The sequence below is a fragment of the Bartonella sp. B39 genome (genome assembly GCF_053795145.1).
In genome coordinates, this window is record NZ_CP200036.1 from 921,408 (window position 1) to 940,292 (window position 18,885).

12 protein-coding genes are annotated in these 18,885 nt (G+C 36.8%); 3 read left to right on the forward strand and 9 right to left on the reverse strand.

Annotated features, from left to right (window positions below; translation table 11 throughout):
• Positions 1-174 precede the first annotated feature (174 nt).
• Entirely contained in the window at positions 175-654 is a 480-nt protein-coding gene (locus V4P57_RS04375; protein ID WP_455466875.1) for a peroxiredoxin, read from the forward strand.
• Positions 655-685: 31 nt separating this feature from the next.
• Here the strand turns inward: V4P57_RS04375 and prfB are convergent.
• The 3 genes from prfB to V4P57_RS04390 form a co-directional block, all read right to left on the reverse strand.
• A protein-coding gene (gene prfB, locus V4P57_RS04380; protein WP_455466876.1) for a peptide chain release factor 2 occupies positions 686-1,814 on the reverse strand; the annotation gives its coding sequence in 2 pieces (ribosomal slippage) (positions 686-1,744 and positions 1,746-1,814; 1,128 coding nt in all).
• A 193-nt stretch (positions 1,815-2,007) separates the two neighbouring features.
• The gene (locus tag V4P57_RS04385) at positions 2,008-4,473 is read right to left on the reverse strand and encodes a penicillin-binding protein 1A (RefSeq protein ID WP_455466877.1); all 2,466 of its coding nucleotides are present in this window, start codon (positions 4,471-4,473) and stop codon (positions 2,008-2,010) included.
• A 154-nt stretch (positions 4,474-4,627) separates the two neighbouring features.
• Positions 4,628-5,857: an N-acetylmuramoyl-L-alanine amidase gene (locus V4P57_RS04390; RefSeq protein ID WP_455466878.1), complete on the reverse strand. Its 1,230-nt coding sequence runs from the start codon at positions 5,855-5,857 to the stop codon at positions 4,628-4,630.
• A 599-nt stretch (positions 5,858-6,456) separates the two neighbouring features.
• Here V4P57_RS04390 and V4P57_RS04395 point away from each other — a divergent pair.
• The gene (locus V4P57_RS04395) at positions 6,457-9,087 is read left to right on the forward strand and encodes an Rne/Rng family ribonuclease (RefSeq protein WP_455466879.1); all 2,631 of its coding nucleotides are present in this window, start codon (positions 6,457-6,459) and stop codon (positions 9,085-9,087) included.
• 92 nt (positions 9,088-9,179) lie between these two features.
• On the opposite strand, the gene V4P57_RS04400 is transcribed toward V4P57_RS04395, so the two are convergent.
• Positions 9,180-9,791 carry an invasion associated locus B family protein gene (locus tag V4P57_RS04400; RefSeq protein ID WP_455466880.1) on the reverse strand — a complete coding sequence of 204 codons (612 nt, stop codon included), beginning with the start codon at positions 9,789-9,791 and terminating at the stop codon, positions 9,180-9,182.
• A gap of 491 nt (positions 9,792-10,282) precedes the next feature.
• Here V4P57_RS04400 and V4P57_RS04405 point away from each other — a divergent pair, with 491 nt between their 5' ends.
• The gene (locus tag V4P57_RS04405; protein WP_455466881.1) at positions 10,283-10,447 is read left to right on the forward strand and encodes a hypothetical protein; all 165 of its coding nucleotides are present in this window, start codon (positions 10,283-10,285) and stop codon (positions 10,445-10,447) included.
• Positions 10,448-11,545: 1,098 nt separating this feature from the next.
• On the opposite strand, the gene mfd is transcribed toward V4P57_RS04405, so the two are convergent.
• The 5 genes from mfd to proS form a co-directional block, all read right to left on the reverse strand.
• On the reverse strand, positions 11,546-15,046 hold the full coding sequence (gene mfd, locus V4P57_RS04410) for a transcription-repair coupling factor (RefSeq protein WP_455466882.1): 3,501 nt from the start codon (positions 15,044-15,046) through the stop codon (positions 11,546-11,548).
• 5 nt (positions 15,047-15,051) lie between these two features.
• Positions 15,052-15,342, reverse strand: coding sequence for an FAD assembly factor SdhE (locus tag V4P57_RS04415; RefSeq protein ID WP_455466883.1), 291 nt, complete (start codon positions 15,340-15,342; stop codon positions 15,052-15,054).
• A 76-nt stretch (positions 15,343-15,418) separates the two neighbouring features.
• Entirely contained in the window at positions 15,419-16,099 is a 681-nt protein-coding gene (locus V4P57_RS04420) for an ABC transporter ATP-binding protein (RefSeq protein WP_455466884.1), read from the reverse strand.
• The gene (locus V4P57_RS04425; RefSeq protein ID WP_455466885.1) at positions 16,099-17,367 is read right to left on the reverse strand and encodes a lipoprotein-releasing ABC transporter permease subunit; all 1,269 of its coding nucleotides are present in this window, start codon (positions 17,365-17,367) and stop codon (positions 16,099-16,101) included. The genes V4P57_RS04420 and V4P57_RS04425 overlap by 1 nt, the downstream gene beginning before the upstream one ends.
• A gap of 11 nt (positions 17,368-17,378) precedes the next feature.
• Positions 17,379-18,704, reverse strand: coding sequence for a proline--tRNA ligase (proS, locus tag V4P57_RS04430; protein ID WP_455466886.1), 1,326 nt, complete (start codon positions 18,702-18,704; stop codon positions 17,379-17,381).
• Positions 18,705-18,885: the final 181 nt, after the last annotated feature.

Genomic DNA, 18,885 nt, shown 5'->3' on the forward strand with positions numbered 1-18,885 from the left:
TTGCTTATGCTGTTTATACTGATCTTGTTTTTTCAATTCAATCTTTGTGATAAAATGAGCCTTGTTAGGAGAAATAAAAATTCTTTGAAATCATTACTAGAGCGTTAAATTCTTACCTCTTCGACGTATTTTCAATACGTTATACTTGCTACACAAAAAAGAAAGACGAAAACAATGACAAAACCGACTAAAGGTACTTTTGCTCCTGATTTTGATTTACCACGCGATGGTGGAGGTAGGTTATGTCTTTCTGATCTTCAAGGAAAAGTTGTTGTTTTATATTTTTATCCAAAAGATGATACCAGTGGGTGCACAAGTGAAGCAATTGATTTTACGCGATTGAAGACAAAATTTGACGAAATTGGGGTTGTCATTGTTGGGATATCTCCAGACAATGTAAAAAAACATGATAAATTTAAAACAAAACACGAACTTGATATCATCCTTGTTTCCGATGAAGAAAAAACGACACTTGAGGCTTACGGTGTTTGGGTTGAAAAAAGCATGTATGGGCGCAAATATATGGGAGTTGAACGAAGCACTTTTCTGATTGATACAACTGGAAAAATAGCAAAAGAATGGCGCAAAGTTAGTGTACCTGGACATGCAGATGAGGTATTATCTGCCGCCGCACTTTTACATCGTAATGGCTGATCCTACAAAACTTAAAAAAAATTATTTACGATTAATCAATATCTTTAATTTCTTGGACTTTTCCGTAAACTCTTTGGGCAAGTGCCGCCTCTATAAACGCGTCTAAATTGCCATTAAGTACGGATTGTGGATCAGTATTTTCAACACCTGTACGTAAATCTTTGACAAGCTGATAGGGTTGAAGAACATAAGATCTAATTTGGTATCCCCATCCGATTTCTGTTTTAGAAGATTCAACTGCATTCGTTTCTTCTTCTCTTTTTTTAAGCTCTTCTTCGTAAAGCCTTGCGCGCAACATAGACCATGCAGTCGCTCGATTTTTATGCTGAGAACGCTCCGTTTGACATTGAACAACAATACCCGTTTTTATATGCGTGATGCGAACTGCAGAATCTGTCGTATTGACATGTTGTCCCCCAGCTCCTGATGCACGATATGTATCAATACGAACATCTGACTCTGAAACATCAACTTCGATATTATCATCAATAACTGGGTAAACCCAAATGCTTGCGAAAGAGGTATGGCGCTTTGCATTGGAATCATACGGGGAAATGCGTACCAAACGATGAACGCCTGATTCTGTCTTCAGCATACCATAAGCGTTATGCCCTTTTATGAGAATAGTCGCTGATTTGATTCCTGCCTCTTCTCCATCGTGAATTTCTAATAGCTCAACCTTCATTTTATGCTGTTCAGCCCAGCGCGTATACATACGCAACAGCATAGAAGCCCAATCTTGGCTTTCCGTACCTCCTGCACCAGCATGAACTTCTAGATAAGTATCATTCGGATCTGCTTCCCCTGAAAGGAGTACATCGATTTGCTTTTTATCTATCTCGTTCTTAAGATTACGTATTGAATTTTCTGCATCAGTGATAATTTCAATATCACTTTCCTCTTCACCCATCGCGATTAACTCAATGCACTCTTCAAGTGTTTTTGTAAATGACAAAACACCATTAACTGAATCATCAAGGCGCTGACGCTCACGCATCATATCTTGTGCTTGTTGTATATTATCCCAAAGTGTTGGATCCTCTGCTTTTTGATTGAGATATTCGAGACGTTTTAGAGATTGATCCCAGTCAAAGATGCCCCCTTAGCAACTTAATTGCTTGTTGGATTTCATTGACTAATGCTTCTATTTCTGCTCGCATAATTTAACACCGTAATTCTTATTTTTTAAAACTCTTTTTGGTTATGCTTTTTAGCATTTTATACAAATTTAATGATCATGTAAGGGGATAGCATAGCTTCACCAAACCTGTTTACTGTAGCTACACTGCAAAAAGATAGATAAAAATGACCTTACTCCGTTTGCCAGTCATAATTAAAGGAGAATTTTTCTGATTAATATAACCCACCCGTACCGCTTTCGAGAGCTTTGTTGACCTGTGGAGAAGTTGTTCCTGAAGGAATACCTTCTTGAAAAGAATTTGTACTACCAATGACCTGATATATATCAGCAGGTCCAGTTCCTGGCTTGAATGCTTCTATAATGACATCACGATCCCCTTTTTCTGCGAGCATGCCTGTCCTACGATTAATGGGCATTAAAATCATACCCTTTGGCATTTTAAATGGTACATCTGGTTTTCCTTTCAAAGCTTCTCCCACAAAATCACCAAAAATAGGTGCTGCCAATGAACTTCCTGTCCCATTGTATCCTAGCGGCGCTGGTTGATCATAACCAATAAAAATACCAACGACAAGATCAGGGGTAAAACCCATAAACCACACATCTTTAGAATCATTGGTGGTTCCTGTTTTAGCAGCAATATGTCGATTGAGGTAATGTAAACGTGCTGCTGTACCTCGCTGAACAACCCCCTCCATCATTGATGTAATTTGATAAGCTGTCATGGGATCAAGAATTTGATCTCGTTCATCGACCAATTTTGGTTCACTTTGATTATCCCATGATTGAGCATTACAATTTTCACAGATACGATCATCATGACGGTAAATCGTTTTCCCATAACGATCTTGAATTCTATCTATCAGAGAAGGCTTAATAGAGCGGCCACCATTGGCTATGACTGAATAAGCTGTAACCATTCGTAAAACTGTTGTTTCAGCAGCCCCTAAAGCCATGGGCAGATAAGGTTGCAATTTATCTACAACACCGAAACGCTCCGCATATTCAGCAACAAGAGGCATTCCCATATCATAGGCAAGCCGTATTGTCATAAGATTACGGGAATATTCAATACCATAACGCAGTGTCGAAGGCCCCGCAAATGTACCACCATAATTCTTAGGTTGCCAAATCTCACCATTATATTGACGAATTTCAATGGGACCATCCAAAATAACTGATGATGGTGTATACCCATTATCCAGCGCCGCTGCATACACAAAGGGCTTAAAAGCTGAACCAGGTTGGCGATAGGCTTGCGTTGCACGATTAAACTCAGATGCAGCAAAAGAAAATCCTCCTACCATTGCAAGAACACGCCCTGTGTGAGGATCCATAGCAACAACTGCACCTTCAACTTTTGGAATTTGTTGTAAACGATAAACGTTATTTGTATTCGGTACTTTTTCAACAAAAATGACATCACCAACTTGCAGAACATGAGATAAATTCTGAACAACTCTTCGATGGCCATTTTCTTTCACAACATTTAATGCCCATTTTGAATCACTTTCAGATAAAATAGCGGTTTCCCGTTTTTTTGATAATAAACTTGAAGCCTTGCGCTGCGGTTGTAAGCCAATCTCTACTTTATTATCGTTTGTAGAAAGAACAACGGCTAAACGCCATTCAGGAACATCACTTAACCCTGTGATATTTGCAAGTTCTATACCCCAATCATCTTTCTTATCGATATGATCATAAGCTCCACGCCAACCTTGTGAATGATCAAACTTAATTAATCCATTATGCAAAGCACGTCGAGCGAGAAATTGTAAATGGGGATCAAGCGTTGTACGAATTGAAAGCCCACCCTCATAAAGCGTTTTGGTGCCATAGCGATGCATTAAACGACGACGCACTTCTTCAGTAAAATAGTCAGCAGCAAAAACATAGTTATCGCTACCGCGTATTGTCGCTCCTAAAGGCTTTTCCTTAGCTTTTTCACCTTGTTCAACTGTCACATACCCATTTGCAACCATCCGGTCTATAACCCAATTTCGTCGATTAATAGCGCGTTGTGTATTTTTGAAAGGGTCATAATTTGCGGGTCCTTTCGGAAGAGCAGCCAAATAAGCACACTGTTCTAAAGTAAGATCATTGACGGACTTATTGAAATAACTCAAAGAAGCAGCTGCAATACCATAAGTGCCACGACCAAGATAAATTTCGTTGAGATAAAGTTCAAGGATATGATTTTTTGAATAGGTTTTCTCAATACGCATTGCCAAAATAGCTTCTTTTAATTTACGTTCTAATGTAGCCTCTGAATTTAAAAGGAAGTTTTTAGCGACTTGTTGTGTAATGGTTGATGCTCCCTCTGGGCGTCTTCCAGAACCAATATTACGAATATTATTGATCAAGGCTCGAGAAAGTCCTTCAGGATCTAAGCCAAAATGATGATAAAAATTTTTATCTTCGGCAGAAATAAAAGCTTCTTTAAGAATTTTTGGTATTGATTGAATTGGTAAATAAAGGCGATATTTTGTTGCAAACTCTGCCATAAGACTACCATCAGCAGCATGGACGCGTGTCATCACGGATGGTTCATAGAGCGAAAGAACTTCATAATCAGGAAGTGCACTCGTCTGCTCTTTTGCTATCGAGCCCTGTACCATTGCTTTCCCAACCACAACAGTGGTAATAAAACTAATAAGATATCTAAAAAAAATCATCATCGAAACGGCTATCACTTTCTTTAAAACTGATCAAAGAAAAAATATGTTATCTCACCAACACCACGCGGGTATCTCTGCTAGATTGAGATAAAGAAAAAACTGTTTTCTCTCTTTTACTTAGGAACCCATACTGGTACTCTATTTTCTCACAAATTTAAAGAGGCTGCATAATTTTCTGCCTATACTCAGCAAATTGACGAATAGAATACGCAAGAGAGGTAGCCATTTTTTTTCTCCATTGAGGATTACTTAGTAATTTTTCATCCTCTTTATTCGATAAATAACCTATCTCTATCAAGATAGAGGGGATATCTGAAGCTCTTAAAACCTGAAAATCAGCATATCGATGGGGATTATTTATCAAATTAATATTACTTTTTGATAAGTTTGAGATAACACTATTGGCAAAATGCACCGAAAATGCATGTGTTTCACGTCGAGTCAAATCGATCAAAATATCTGTAATTTCAAGCGATTCATCCGCAGGAAAACCATCCAGAAGATCAACTTTATTTTCACTTTCAGCTAAGGACTTTGCAATTGCATCAGATGCCTTATCTGATATAGTATAGACTGTAGCACCGCGAAGGGAATGTACATCAATGGTATCTGCATGAATGGATATAAAAAGATCAGCACCGAATTCTCGAGCCTTTTTTACTCTTTCGCTTAATCTTAAAAAAACATTAGAATCACGTGTTAAAGCAACAGTGATATGAGAATCTTTTTTTAATTCATCTCGTAAAACTCGTGCAAAGGCCAGTGTTATATCTTTTTCTAAAATGCCGCTAATACCTCGTGCACCACCGTCAATTCCACCATGACCAGGATCAAGAATAACACGAAAATTACGTGTCAACATTTTTTGTGTTTTTATATTGCGATTGGCTTTTTGTTGTTTTTCAAATATCTCATAAAATTTTTCTTGCGTACTTTTACTAATATCAATGAGCAGTTGCCATGAATCATTCTCTAATTTTTGTACTGTAGTTTTTTCAACAACAAATGCAAATTTGCTTGTCAAAATAATGCGCGAAGTCCGTATATCAGAGAAACCATAACGTACATCTGATAGCATACCTGATAATATATTCTGTTTTTTTAAAGGCGTATTTTGTGCTGAAAAATCAGCAGTAGGTAGATTAATAACCAAGCGTGCTGGGTTGCCCAAAATCTGCAAACGAACACTTGGTTCAGTATTAAAAATCGCAATAATACGCGTATGTGCACTATCACCAACAGCACGAAAATTGATAAGTTTAAGAGCATCTGCAGCTCGGATATCCGTTTGGAACATTAAAAAAAATAACAAACAATATGGGATGTATAAAAAAACACTCCAATAGGCTACTTTTAGCTTTTTGATATAAAATCCTCTTATCATAAGCAAAACATTTCATATCCTATATTATTAACAACTTATTTTATCCTATAAAGGCGGAGCTCAAATTTACTCCATCTCTTTCAAGAAATGCTGAACATTTTGATTTTAAGCAATTAAAAAATTAAATTAAGGCAATAAAGACATTATAATGGTATGTATTTATATTGCTACTTGCCAAAACCATGATATCAACATAAAAGAATATTTATGCTTTCTAGCTGATAGTAATCATCTGAATTATCTGTAGTCCATGTTAAGTTATCTTTAGAAGATTTGTTGTATGTTACAAATTTAAGCTTTTTGTGGATAAAATTTTTTATGTCAAAAAAGCTAAGATTGCGCTATTTAAGACTCGCGAGTTTGGATATCCGAACTATTTTAAAGATTGTTTTACCGGAGACTTACAAAAATTATGAGTCATACAAAACAAATGGAGATGACGATTAGAAATGTTGTAAATGCGGTTATGCATCTGCACATAGTGTCCCATCCTGTTTTGCTGGTACCTCCCTTTTATGGCAGACAGCCTCTCACATTTGCGAATAGTCATACTGTTCGTTTGAATAAAGTTGAGCATGTCGCCTTCAGGATTTTAACTTATGTCAAACAAAATGCTTATAGATGCCTCCCATCCGGAGGAAACACGTGTTGTTGTTGTTCATGGCAACAAAATTGAAGAACTTGATTTTGAATCAGAACATAAAAAGCAGCTTAAAGGAAATATTTATCTAGCGCGTATTACGCGTGTAGAACCATCTCTCCAAGCAGCTTTTGTTGAATATGGCGGCAACCGCCATGGTTTTTTGACGTTTTCTGAAATTCATCCCGATTATTATCAAATTCCTGTTGCTGATCGTCTCGCTCTTCTTGAAGAAGAAGAAAAAGCTGCTGTAGGAGAAAATTATGCAGATAGTCTTCCTGAAGAAACAAACAAAAATAAAAAACGCCCCAGAAAAACAAAAAAAGATGGACGTAGCAGTACCATAGCAGCGGATGTTGAAAATGACGTAACATCCGAAGCAATAACATTTGATGATACAGAAGAAGCATTTGATACAAGTGTTTCTCATGATGATATCGAAATGGTTGGTGCAGAGGATGTACGTGAAGAACTCCCTACCTATCAACGAAAACAAGGACGTCAGTATAAAATGCAAGAAGTGATTAAACGACGTCAAATTTTGTTGGTGCAAGTCATCAAGGAAGAACGTGGCAATAAAGGTGCTGCACTCACAACATATTTATCTCTGGCAGGTCGTTATTCTGTTTTAATGCCTAACACAGCGCGTGGTGGTGGTATTTCACGAAAAATCACAAATGCACAAGATCGTAAGCGTCTTAAAGAAATTGTAAAAGAATTAGCAGTTCCCAAAGGTATGGGAGTTATCCTACGAACTGCTGGAGCAAATAGAACAAAAGCTGAGATTAAGCGCGATTATGAATATCTTACACGTTTATGGGATACTGTTCGCACTTTGACACTAAAATCCACGGCACCATGCCTTGTTCATGAAGAAAGCAATCTTATAAAGCGCTCCATACGGGATCTTTATAATAAAAATATCAATGAAATTCTTGTTTCTGGTGACCAAGGATATCGTGAAGCAAAAGATTTCATGCGTATGCTTATGCCAAGTCATGCAAAAGTTGTGCAACCCTATCGCGATCCCATTCCTATTTTCACGCGCTACAATATCGAAATTCAACTTGATAAAATGTTGCATCCACAGGTTTCTTTAAAATCTGGTGGTTATCTTGTTATTAATCAAACAGAAGCACTTGTTGCTATTGATGTAAACTCTGGCCGTTCCACTAAAGAACTTTCTGTCGAAAAAACAGCATTACAAACCAATCTTGAAGCTGCAGAAGAGATAACGCGTCAATTACGCTTACGTGATCTTGCTGGTTTGATTGTGATTGATTTCATTGACATGCTTGAAGAGCGTAATGTGAAACTTGTCGAAAAAAAGTTGAAAGATTGCTTAAAAAGTGATCGTGCCCGTATTCAAGTTGGTCACATTTCACACTTCGGCCTTTTGGAAATGAGCCGCCAACGTATTCGCGTATCAGTTTTAGAAAGCACAACGCAACCCTGCCCGCATTGCGCTGGAACAGGAAATATCCGTTCTGAATCCTCAATAGCTTTACATGTTATGCGTTCAATTGAAGAATATCTTCTTCATAATCCGCAGCATAATATTACTGTACGAACGCCTGTAACAACAGCACTTTATGTGTTAAACCACAAGCGCAATATTCTTGTTAATCTAGAAGCGCGCTTTAAACTTAATATTAGTATTGAAGCAGATGATAGCATTGGAACGCAACATCTCATTATTTCTAAGGGCACAATAGCAGAGGCAGTTTCTCAGCCACCATTGATTTTTGAAAATAACAGTGAAGAAGAAATTGAAGATACAATCTTAATAGACAGCGCTTTTATCGAAGATAAAACACCGGTTGAAATGAACCAGAAACATCGGCGTAAAAATCGTCAAGGTGAAATTAATAGCAATTCTTCTTCCAACATGCATAAAAATGACAATATGTTAAATGATGATTCTCGTCGTCGTACTCGTCGTCGGGGGCGCCGTGGTGGTCGCCGTAATCAAGATAATGGATTTTATCAACTTCGTATTCCTTATGCAGAACCAGTAGGCGATTTTGCTAAACAGGCTTTGGAAGAAATTAAAAAAGCACATCGCAAACACCGTATTTCAGCTACTAAATCTGTACAATTTGAAGAAGAAAAAAACGATACACAACACTTGAGCATACAACAAGATGAAGTTGTAAAAGTTGATACAGTTGTTAAACCTAAAAAACGTAAAACACGTTCTTCAAAAGCAGTGCAAAATCAGAAAACACTTGAGAACGATCAAAATGTAGAAAAATTAGAACCTTTGGAAAAAAAATCTACAACAACTGGTTCGATACATAAAGCTAAAACAAAAAAGGCAGATCAATCTGCTCATGACGTAGCAGAGAAAACTATTGCAGATGCTAAAAAGTCTACACGTAGAACATATAAAAAATCACTCTCTAAAAAATCAACAACAACAAAAGAAAAATCAGAACAAAAAACTGTAAGTGAGGAATCTGTCAAACAGACTCCCTCTAAAGTTGAGGAAAAAGTCAATTATCCTGTTGTTATATCATCAACATCTGATGATGCTCCAAAAACTGAGCGTATTGGTTGGTGGAAACGTAGAAACCTTTCTAAAAATTAAGCATAAAAAATTGCCATGAATATTTCATGGCAATTTTAATAAATAAATATAGAAAAAGCTTCAAAAAATGCTCTTTTTATATCGTGAATTGGCTAGTTTTGTTTAGCTTTCTCTTGCTCAGCACGCATACGATCTTCAATCTCTTTTTGCTTTGATTGAATGGCTTGTTGCAGTTTTATTTGTTCTTGTTGAAAATCTTTTTCTTCCATACCAGGACCAGTGTATGCAGCTGTGAATCCACTAAGAGAAAATTCAATAGGATTAGCCGAACCACGGAAATTAACTGTGGTTACAACCATTTTCGAGCCACTTTTCATAGCAGTAATGAGCTTATCATCTAAGACATCATTAGCAATACAACTCGGCCCATTACAAATAATATAAGGAATCTTCTTAGAGAAATTGTCCCCTATTTGAATATGAACACCTTCTGGTAAAAAACGACCTGTAGGTACTTGAATACCTATGCGTTTTTCATTTTGTTTTCCTTTTATTTCAACGAGATTAAAAGCCGTTAAAGGCTGTCCAGTATTTGACACAACAGTGTTCATTGTATTACAGACATCAACATCATGCTGCTTACTGCAAACCTTATACCAACCTTGAGATAAAGTTTGCGCACCTGCAGAAGTGTGAATTATAAGAAAAAAGGCAACAGCTCTAGCTAATACTGAAACAACAGAATAAACATTTTTATGCGACATGACCAAGTTAATCCTTTCAACGCGCTTTTATAATAACCCCAACATTAGGAATATCAAAATATATTTTTAGTCAAGTGTATTAAATTAAAACAACAAAACGACTCCGTCTTTTACGCTTCTTACTTCAATGTAAAGAGAAAAGTCAAATTGAGAGAAAAAAGTTGCAAATAGCTAATAAGACTTTTATGCACTCATATACAGCGTCCCCCTTTATGGTATTGGCTTTTTATAAATTTATCCATAAAAAACCTTAGTGCGATGAAAAGAGACACGATCGCATAAACGAGCCGATATTGCAATATAATTGAAGTAAATTCTTCTGTTATTCTATAGCTTATTACTTTACAATTTTGCTTTTAAGTCATGGATGTTTTAACAACAGGCATTACAATGCATGAAGATCTCAAATTGTCGAACAAATTTGAACATTTCCCTTATGCATCTCCTGATGTAAACCAGAGATAAGGTTACTTATGGCGTCCTTGAGACATTTGATAAATCAAATTTTCCTTGTCATCCATAGTTTTAAAACAACTGCAAGAGAACTGTTTTCGGATAAACAATTTTCTGGTCCTATTTACGAAACAATGATTGCGCGCTTTTCAGATGAAAATCCTATAACTGTTGAAGGCGTTTTATTCACAAAAACTTCTTAATGATAAGGAAAGGTTTCCATTTAATTGTAATATGAAATGCATAGAATCCTCCGAAAAAATCGGAAGTTATGGTATTAAGTGTGTCTACATATTCAAAAACATTGCGAATTACTATTTCTTTTAGCGGACATAATGCCTACACTACTTAGACGTGCTATTAATGTTAATAATTTTGAAAAAATGAGATGAATAAAGTTCTAGAAAGTAGACCCTATATCATTGAGCATGTTGATCTAAGTGAATTATTATAAACGCAATCCTCATTAGTAGGAGTAAAAACTTCCTGTTAATAAGAAGATTAAGTAATTTTGATATAGTTCAGACCAAATATTTTCGTAATGATAGAGCACGTTTTGAAGATTTTAAAAAGGGCATCATTGATATCTCTATAGAAACAGATCCAAACATTTGCAACATTCTCGTAATTTTCAAATGTTTGTGAAAGGCGTGTATTGTTAAGGAAAGTTTTTTAAGGAAATACCCACTGATCTCACAAGGTTTGTTTTAAACGCACATTGTACTTTTTTAAAGAAAAAGAACAAGGCAAAAGTTTAGATATTTTCTTACTTTACGTGCGCTATACCACAATTCTTCTTTTTCTTTAGCTAAATTATTTAATTTAATAAGTTTAAGGCGATCATTCTTCACTGAAATCGCTCTGCTCCTTTATAAGCTGATCGTGTTGTATATTAGAAACGCGTATTTGCGAAAAAATTAAATCAGCAAGTGTTTTTTCAGTCAATTTTATTCTTTTTAATAATCTGTAATCTTTTTTAAGATGCTCGGATTTTTCATCAAGTGTTAAATCAGAAAGAGATAACTCGGTTTTAAAAGCTACAGCATAAGCATTTTTTATGCTAAATATTACAGTGAATAACAAAAAAGCTATATAAGAAACTTTTGTAATGAAGAAATCAGTTTACACTATTTTCTCATATGTTTAAGAAAGTTTACAAAATTTCATTAATGGCACACATGATGTGATCATTGTGTTGTGAATGTGCTGTTCAATCTACTATGTTATTTAATTTATCTCTATATGGCCATGTAGAATGATTCTGTAAAAATAGATGATAGCTGAAAATAATGAAAAAATTTCTAAATGGAATGTTGTTCTGCCATTTCGACAAGCTGTATCATAATATTCGTGGCTCCAACAAGCCTTTCATCTGCTGTGGACCAATCACGAATAAGAGCAATACTTTGATCTGGTCGAATTTTTGCCATCGAACCTTGTTTTTTAACCCACTGAACAAGAGCAACACTATTTGCAAAATAATTATTGCGAAACTGTATAACAATCCCTTTGGGTCCAGTATCCAATTTTTCTACATGCGCTTTTCGACACAATGTTTTGATATAAAAGACTTTAAGAAGGTGTTGAACTTCAAGCGGTAAAGGACCAAAGCGATCAATTAACTCCGCTGCAAATTCATCAATTTGTTCTAAATCATCAAGTTCTGTTAAACGACGATAAAGTCCCATACGTAATGGCAAGTCAGGCACGAAACTTTCTGGTATCATCACTGTTGTACCAAGTGAAATTTGAGGAGACCATTGCTTATCTTCATTTAGCTCTCCATCTTTTAATTCAGAAACAGCTTCCTCAAGCATTTTTTGATAGAGTTCAAATCCAACTTCTTTGATATGCCCCGATTGCTCTTCACCTAAAAAATTGCCCGAACCGCGGATATCCATGTCATGGCTTGCTAATTGAAAACCAGCCCCCAAGGTATCAAGAGATTGTAAAACTTTAAGACGGCGATCAGCAGCAGCTGTTAAAACTTTACCAGCAGGAAATGTAAAGAGAGCATAAGCACGTTGTTTTGAACGCCCTACCCTACCACGTAACTGATAAAGAGCAGAAAGGCCAAACATCTCAGCACGATGCACAATTAGGGTATTGGCTGTTGGAATATCAAGACCTGATTCAATAATGGTTGTTGAGACCAGCACATCATATTGCCCATCGTAGAATGCATTCATGATATCATCAAGTTGTCCAGCCGGCATTTGCCCGTGAGCTACGACAAATTTAAGTTCAGAAACATGCATTTTGAGATATTCTTCCACAAAGGCAAGATCAGAAATACGTGGACAAACATAAAAACTTTGTCCGCCACGGTAATATTCTCGAAGCAAAGTCTCTCGTATAACAAGTTCATCAAAAGGTGAAATAAAAGTACGCACTGCCATTCTATCAATGGGGGGCGTTGTCATCAATGAAAGCTCACGTACACCCGATAATGCTAATCCTAAAGTGCGTGGTATGGGTGTTGCGGAAAGTGTAAGAACATGAATATCACTTTTTATCTCTTTTAAACGTTCTTTATGTTTTACGCCAAAATGCTGCTCCTCATCAATAATAAGAAGTCCTAACCGTGAAAAATTGACTGCATCGCTTAATAATGCATGGGTTCCAATAACAATATCAATTGTACCATCTGCAATCCCTTTTTTAACTTGTGCAAGTTCTTTAGCTTTCACAAACCTTGAAGCATGGCCTATCTTAACGGGTAATCCTTGAAAACGTCCAAGAAAAGTTTTGTAATGTTGTCGTGAAAGCAAAGTGGTTGGCACAACAACAGCAACTTGATACCCATTTAATGCTGCGACAAAAGCACTTCGAAGAGCAACTTCTGTTTTTCCAAAGCCAACATCACCACATATTAAGCGATCCATTGGTTTTCCTGATGCTAAATCGTCTAAAACAGCATCAATTGCATCCATCTGATCTTCTGTCTCTTCATAAGGAAAGCATGCAACGAACTCATCAAATATACCAACTGGCGGGACCAAAATAGATGCAGAACGAGTAGCGCGCTCTGCAGCGATACGGATCAATTGCCTAGCTATTTGTAATAAATGTTTTTTTATCCGTGTTTTACGTGCTTGCCAAGCAACTCCACCTAACTTATCTAACGTTACGTTTGCTTCCTCTGATCCATAACGTGAAAGAAGTTCGATATTTTCAATAGGTAAAAAAAGCCGATCGCCTCCAGCATAATTAATTTCAAGACAATCGCGTAAAATTCCAGTTGTAGTGATGGTTTTAAGACCAACAAATTTTCCAATACCGTGGTCGATATGTACAACGAGATCGCCAGAATTTAAAGCAGAAATTTCAGAAATAAAATCTTTATTATGCTTACGCCGTCTTGGCGTTCTTATTAATCGATCACCAAGGATATCCTGCTCCGCTACAATTACAAAATCTTCAGCCTCAAAACCGTGCTCAATCATTATAACAGCTGCCGTTATGCGATCACGTGGTGTTGCTTTAACAGTTTGCAACGATTTTACAATGTCTATTTTTTTCAATCCGTGCTCATCAAGAACTTGCAGCAAACGATTGAGAGACCCTTCACTCCAACATGCTAAAAGCACCTTCTTGCCAGCAGCGCGCAATGAAGCAATATGATTAACGACACTTGAAAAAACGTTTTTTTCTTGAGCATTACGCTCTTTCACAAAATCATATCCCGACACAACATTCGCGTGAACAACAGTTTGTCCAAAAGTTTGTGGAATATTAAAAGGTGTGAAATCGATACGCTGCCCAGATCGTTGTACGCATTCTAAAATATGTTCTGGTTTTAGATAAAAAAGGCTAGGCTCTACTGGATGATAAGAAGCAGAATTTTCTTTATCCTTTTCACGCTCTTTACGAGCACTATAATAATCTTCAATAAGCCGATAGCGCTCAATGAGCACTTCTTCTATAAGATGCTCAAAAACAACAGGTAAGTTACCACAATGGTCAAAAAAATTATCAAGTTTCTCATAAAAAAACGGCAACCAATGCTCCATGCCAGAAAAACGCCGGCCTTGAGAAATTGCTTCATAAAGCATATTATTTTTTTGTGATACTCCAAATGTAGTGATATAATTTCTTTTAAATTGGCTGATAAGTTCTGGTGTAAGAATAACCTCACTCATCGAATGTAACAAAAATTCAGCTCTTTTACTTATTGTTCTTTGCGTTTCTGAATCAAATACGCGGATTGTTTCTAAGGTATCCCCAAAAAAATCAAGTCGTAAAGGCTCAACATCAATGGGAGAAAAAATATCAACTATTCCGCCTCTCACGGCAAATTCACCAATATCACGAACAACCGTAACACGCTCAAAACCATTGAGTTCTAAAAATTGAATTAAATGCCCCATGTTTATACGCTGTCCAGCACGTGCATGAATAATTTGAGTCTCAATCATTTCACGAGGAGGCAATTTTTGCATAATTGCATTTGCTGTTGTTAATATAATTGCAGTGCGTGGATTCTTACGTAAATTTGCTATGTACGCTAACGCTGAGAGGCGACGTGCCGTAACAATAATTCCAGGTGACACGCGATCGTAGGGCAAACAATCCCATCCAGGAAATTGAAGTACAGGCACACCGGGGTTAATAAAATTTAATACTTGCTGTAAATGAGTGATTTTTGTTCCATCGCGGACAACATAGATAAGTGGTTTACCTTGTGCAATTTCTGAACTCAATTTCGCAAGCGCAAAAGCTTCAAACCCATCAGTAACACCATCAAAGACCGTATGAACAGAAATGTTTTTAGGAATGACAAATTTTTTTAATATAGGCATCGGAATCAATTTAAATTTATGCAGACGTGATAATTAACAATCTCACGAAAAAGCGGACCATCTATTTCAGATGGTGGTGAAATTTCTCCAGTAATCCACGTTAGTAAATCGCGATCATCAAAAGACATAATATGTTCAAGTTGAGAGATTGTTTTATCACTCATCCCTACAATATGGGCATCCACATAGAGTCCCAAAATGAGATCCATTTCACGAATACCTCGATGCCATGCACGAAAAACCAATCGGCGCCGACGTACATCCAATTGATTTTTGTCAACGGCACAAACTGTCATAAAAATCTCCTTGCATTAGATAATAAAGGGATATGGAACACAATATTCAATTTGTAGAATATTTTTTCCCTTTCTGTTAAGGTAGTTCAATAATCTTTTTTTCTTTAAGTGTAATGCGGCGATGCATTTGTTTAGCCAAACCGTAATTATGTGTCGCGATAAGAGCAGAAAGACCAGATTGACGAACAAGAGCAGATAAAGCTTGAAATACATAAGCTGAAGTTACAGGATCGAGATTCCCCGTAGGCTCATCAGCTAGAAGAACCGAAGGACCATTTGCGACTGCACGTGCAATAGCAACACGTTGTTGTTCGCCACCTGATAATTCTGATGGACGATGGTTGGCACGATGAGAAACACGTAAATATGTCAACAATTTAAGTGCACGATCTTCTGCTATAGATTTTTTAAATCCTGCTATCATTTGCGGTATCATGACATTTTCTAGAGCTGTAAATTCTGGAAGCAAATGATGAAATTGATAGACAAAACCGATATCATGTCGTCTTATAGCCGTTCGCTCACTATCAGAACATTTTGCACAAGAAATACCCCGTAACATCACATCACCAGCAGTTGGTTTTTCCAATAATCCAGCGATATGAAGAAGTGTTGATTTTCCAGCACCAGATGGCGCTACAAGCGCTACAAGTTCTCCACAATTAAGAATAAAATTCGCTTTATCTAAAACAATGAGAGGTTTATTACTCTCAAAAAAATGTCGCTCAATTTCTACAAGCTCTAAAATAGCTGCCATTATTCATACCTCAAAGCTTGCACAGGATCCAGCTTAGCAGCGCGCCATGCCGGAATGAGTGCAGCGAGGAACGACAAAAATAAAGCCATTACAGCCACCAAGACTGTCTGTTTCCAGTCAATTTGCGCGGGCAATTTTGTTAAAAAATAAAGCTGAGAATTAAAAACATCAACATTAAATAACCAAGATATAAAATTCTGAATATGATTGATATTTGCGGTCGCTATAACACCAAAAATTAAGCCCAATATTGTTCCAAGAAATCCGATCATCATACCAGTGACAATAAATATACGCAAAATCGTACCTTGTTGTGCGCCCATCGTGCGCAAAATAGCGATATCATGGCTTTTATCTTTTACAAGCATAATCAACCCTGAAATAATATTCAAAGCAGCAACAAGGATAATAAGAGAAAGAATGAAAAACATAACATTGCGTTCAATCTGTAAAGCTGAAAAAAAAGCCTGATTGCGTGAACGCCAATCAATTAAATAGACCTGCTGATCGATTGTTTTCTCTACGATTGGTTTTATTCGATCAACAGCATCAGGATTATTCAGAAACAACTCTAAAGACTGAACCTTATCTCCTAAATTAAAAAACATTTGTGCTTCATGGAGAGGCATAAAAACAAATATTGAATCATATTCAGACATACCAACTTCAAAAATAGCGGTTACTTTGTAAGCTTTAACACGTGGTGTAACTCCAAAAGGAGTTTCATCACCATCTGGTGTAATGATACGAAGATCACTCCCAACTGTGAGCCCCAATTTTTCTGCTAAACCACTTCCAATTGCAACACCTTCTTCTTGATCAAATTGAGCAAGTGAACCTAACCTAATATTCTGGGAGACCGTTTTCAGCTTCTCCAAATCTTGTTTGCGCATACCACGCACTAAAGCACCAGATCCTCCCTGAAGTTCACCCTGCACAAGTGCTTGACCTTCAATGACAGGTAATGCAAACTTTATACCTTCTACGGACTCTAAAGAAGAAATAAGAGCATTATAATTGGGAACACCAGAACCAATGGTTTGAACAATAAGGTGCCCATTCATGCCAAGAATACGATTGAGAAGCTCTGTACGAAAACCATTCATCACGGCCATAACAACAACAAGAGCAAATACTCCTAGCATAATTCCAATAAGAGAAATGATTGAAATAACAGATGAAACAACATGTTTTTTATTAGGAATCATATAACGAAAAGCAATCATCCATTCATAAGATGAAAACCATTTACTGCTCAACCTCTTCATAATATTGCCTATCAAAATACAGAAAACTGATTGAGTACAGCTTCAACCGTTAGAGATTTTTTAACACCTGTTCTACGATCTTTCATTTCAACTTCATTTTGCGCAATGCTTTTAGGCCCAACAATTATTTGCGTTGGTAAGCCAATTAAATCCATTGCTGCAAATTTGGTTCCGGGACGTTCATTTCGATCATCTAATAATGGATCAAAACCAGAACGCCTTAATCCTTGATAGAGCATTTCGCATGTCTGTGTACATTTTTCATCCTCTGGTTTCATATTAATGATACCAAAATCGAATGGTGCAATAGAATCTGGCCAAATAATACCATTTTCATCATGAGAAGCCTCAATAGCTGCTGCAACAAGACGTGAAGGCCCGATACCATAAGATCCCATAGAAACAATATGTTCTTTTCCATCTTGTCCCATAACTTTGGCTCCCATTGGAGCAGAATATTTCGTGCCAAAGTGAAAAATATGCCCTACTTCAATGCCACGCGCTGAGAGGCGCTTATTTTCAGAAACCTTAGTCCACTCTTCTTCATTATGCATTTCTTCTGTTGCTGCATAAAAAGATGTCCACTGTTTAACGATATCAGCTAAAACAGCTTTATCTCTAAAATCAATCGAACTGTCTGGAACAGTAAGTTCAAGAAATTGTCTATCACAAAATATAGCGCTCTCTCCCGTTTCAGCCAAAATAATAAATTCATGACTGAGTTCACCTCCAATTGGGCCTGTATCAGCACGCATGGGAATTGCTCTCAAGCCAAGACAAGAAAAAGTACGTAAATAAGCAACAAACATTCTATTATAAGATGTTTTAGAACCCTCATAATCAAGATCAAAAGAGTAAGCATCTTTCATTAAAAACTCTCGTGAGCGCATCACACCAAAACGTGGACGGATTTCATCACGAAACTTCCATTGAATATGGTATAAATTGAGTGGTAGATCTTTATAAGAACGAATATAGGAACGGAAAATATCTGTTACCATCTCTTCGTTTGTCGGACCATAAAGCAAATCACGTTTTTGACGATCTTTAATGCGGAGCATTTCTAAACCATAATCATCATAACGACCACTTTCACGCCAAAGATCCGCAGATTGAAGTGTAGGCATCAATATTTCTATAGCACCCGCACGTTCTTGCTCCTCACGAATAATTTTACAAACTTTATCAAGCACTTTTTTTCCCAAAGGAAGCCAAGAATAAATCCCTGACGCTTGTTGGCGAATCATGCCGGCACGCAACATAAGTCGATGAGAAATAATCTCTGCTTCTTTAGGATTCTCTTTTAAAAGCGGTAGGAAATATTGAGAAAGACGCATTAAATAACCAACTCCTAACTAAGCCCATCGTGTTAAAATAACTCGAATATACCATATGTTCATCTATAGCTACATTCTGAATAGTTGCAAACGTAACGATCACGTTGGTGAGAAATTTGTGTGCTCTCTTTTCTTATTTTTAGCTATAAAATGATCTGACAACTCTCTTTCTTTCATTAAA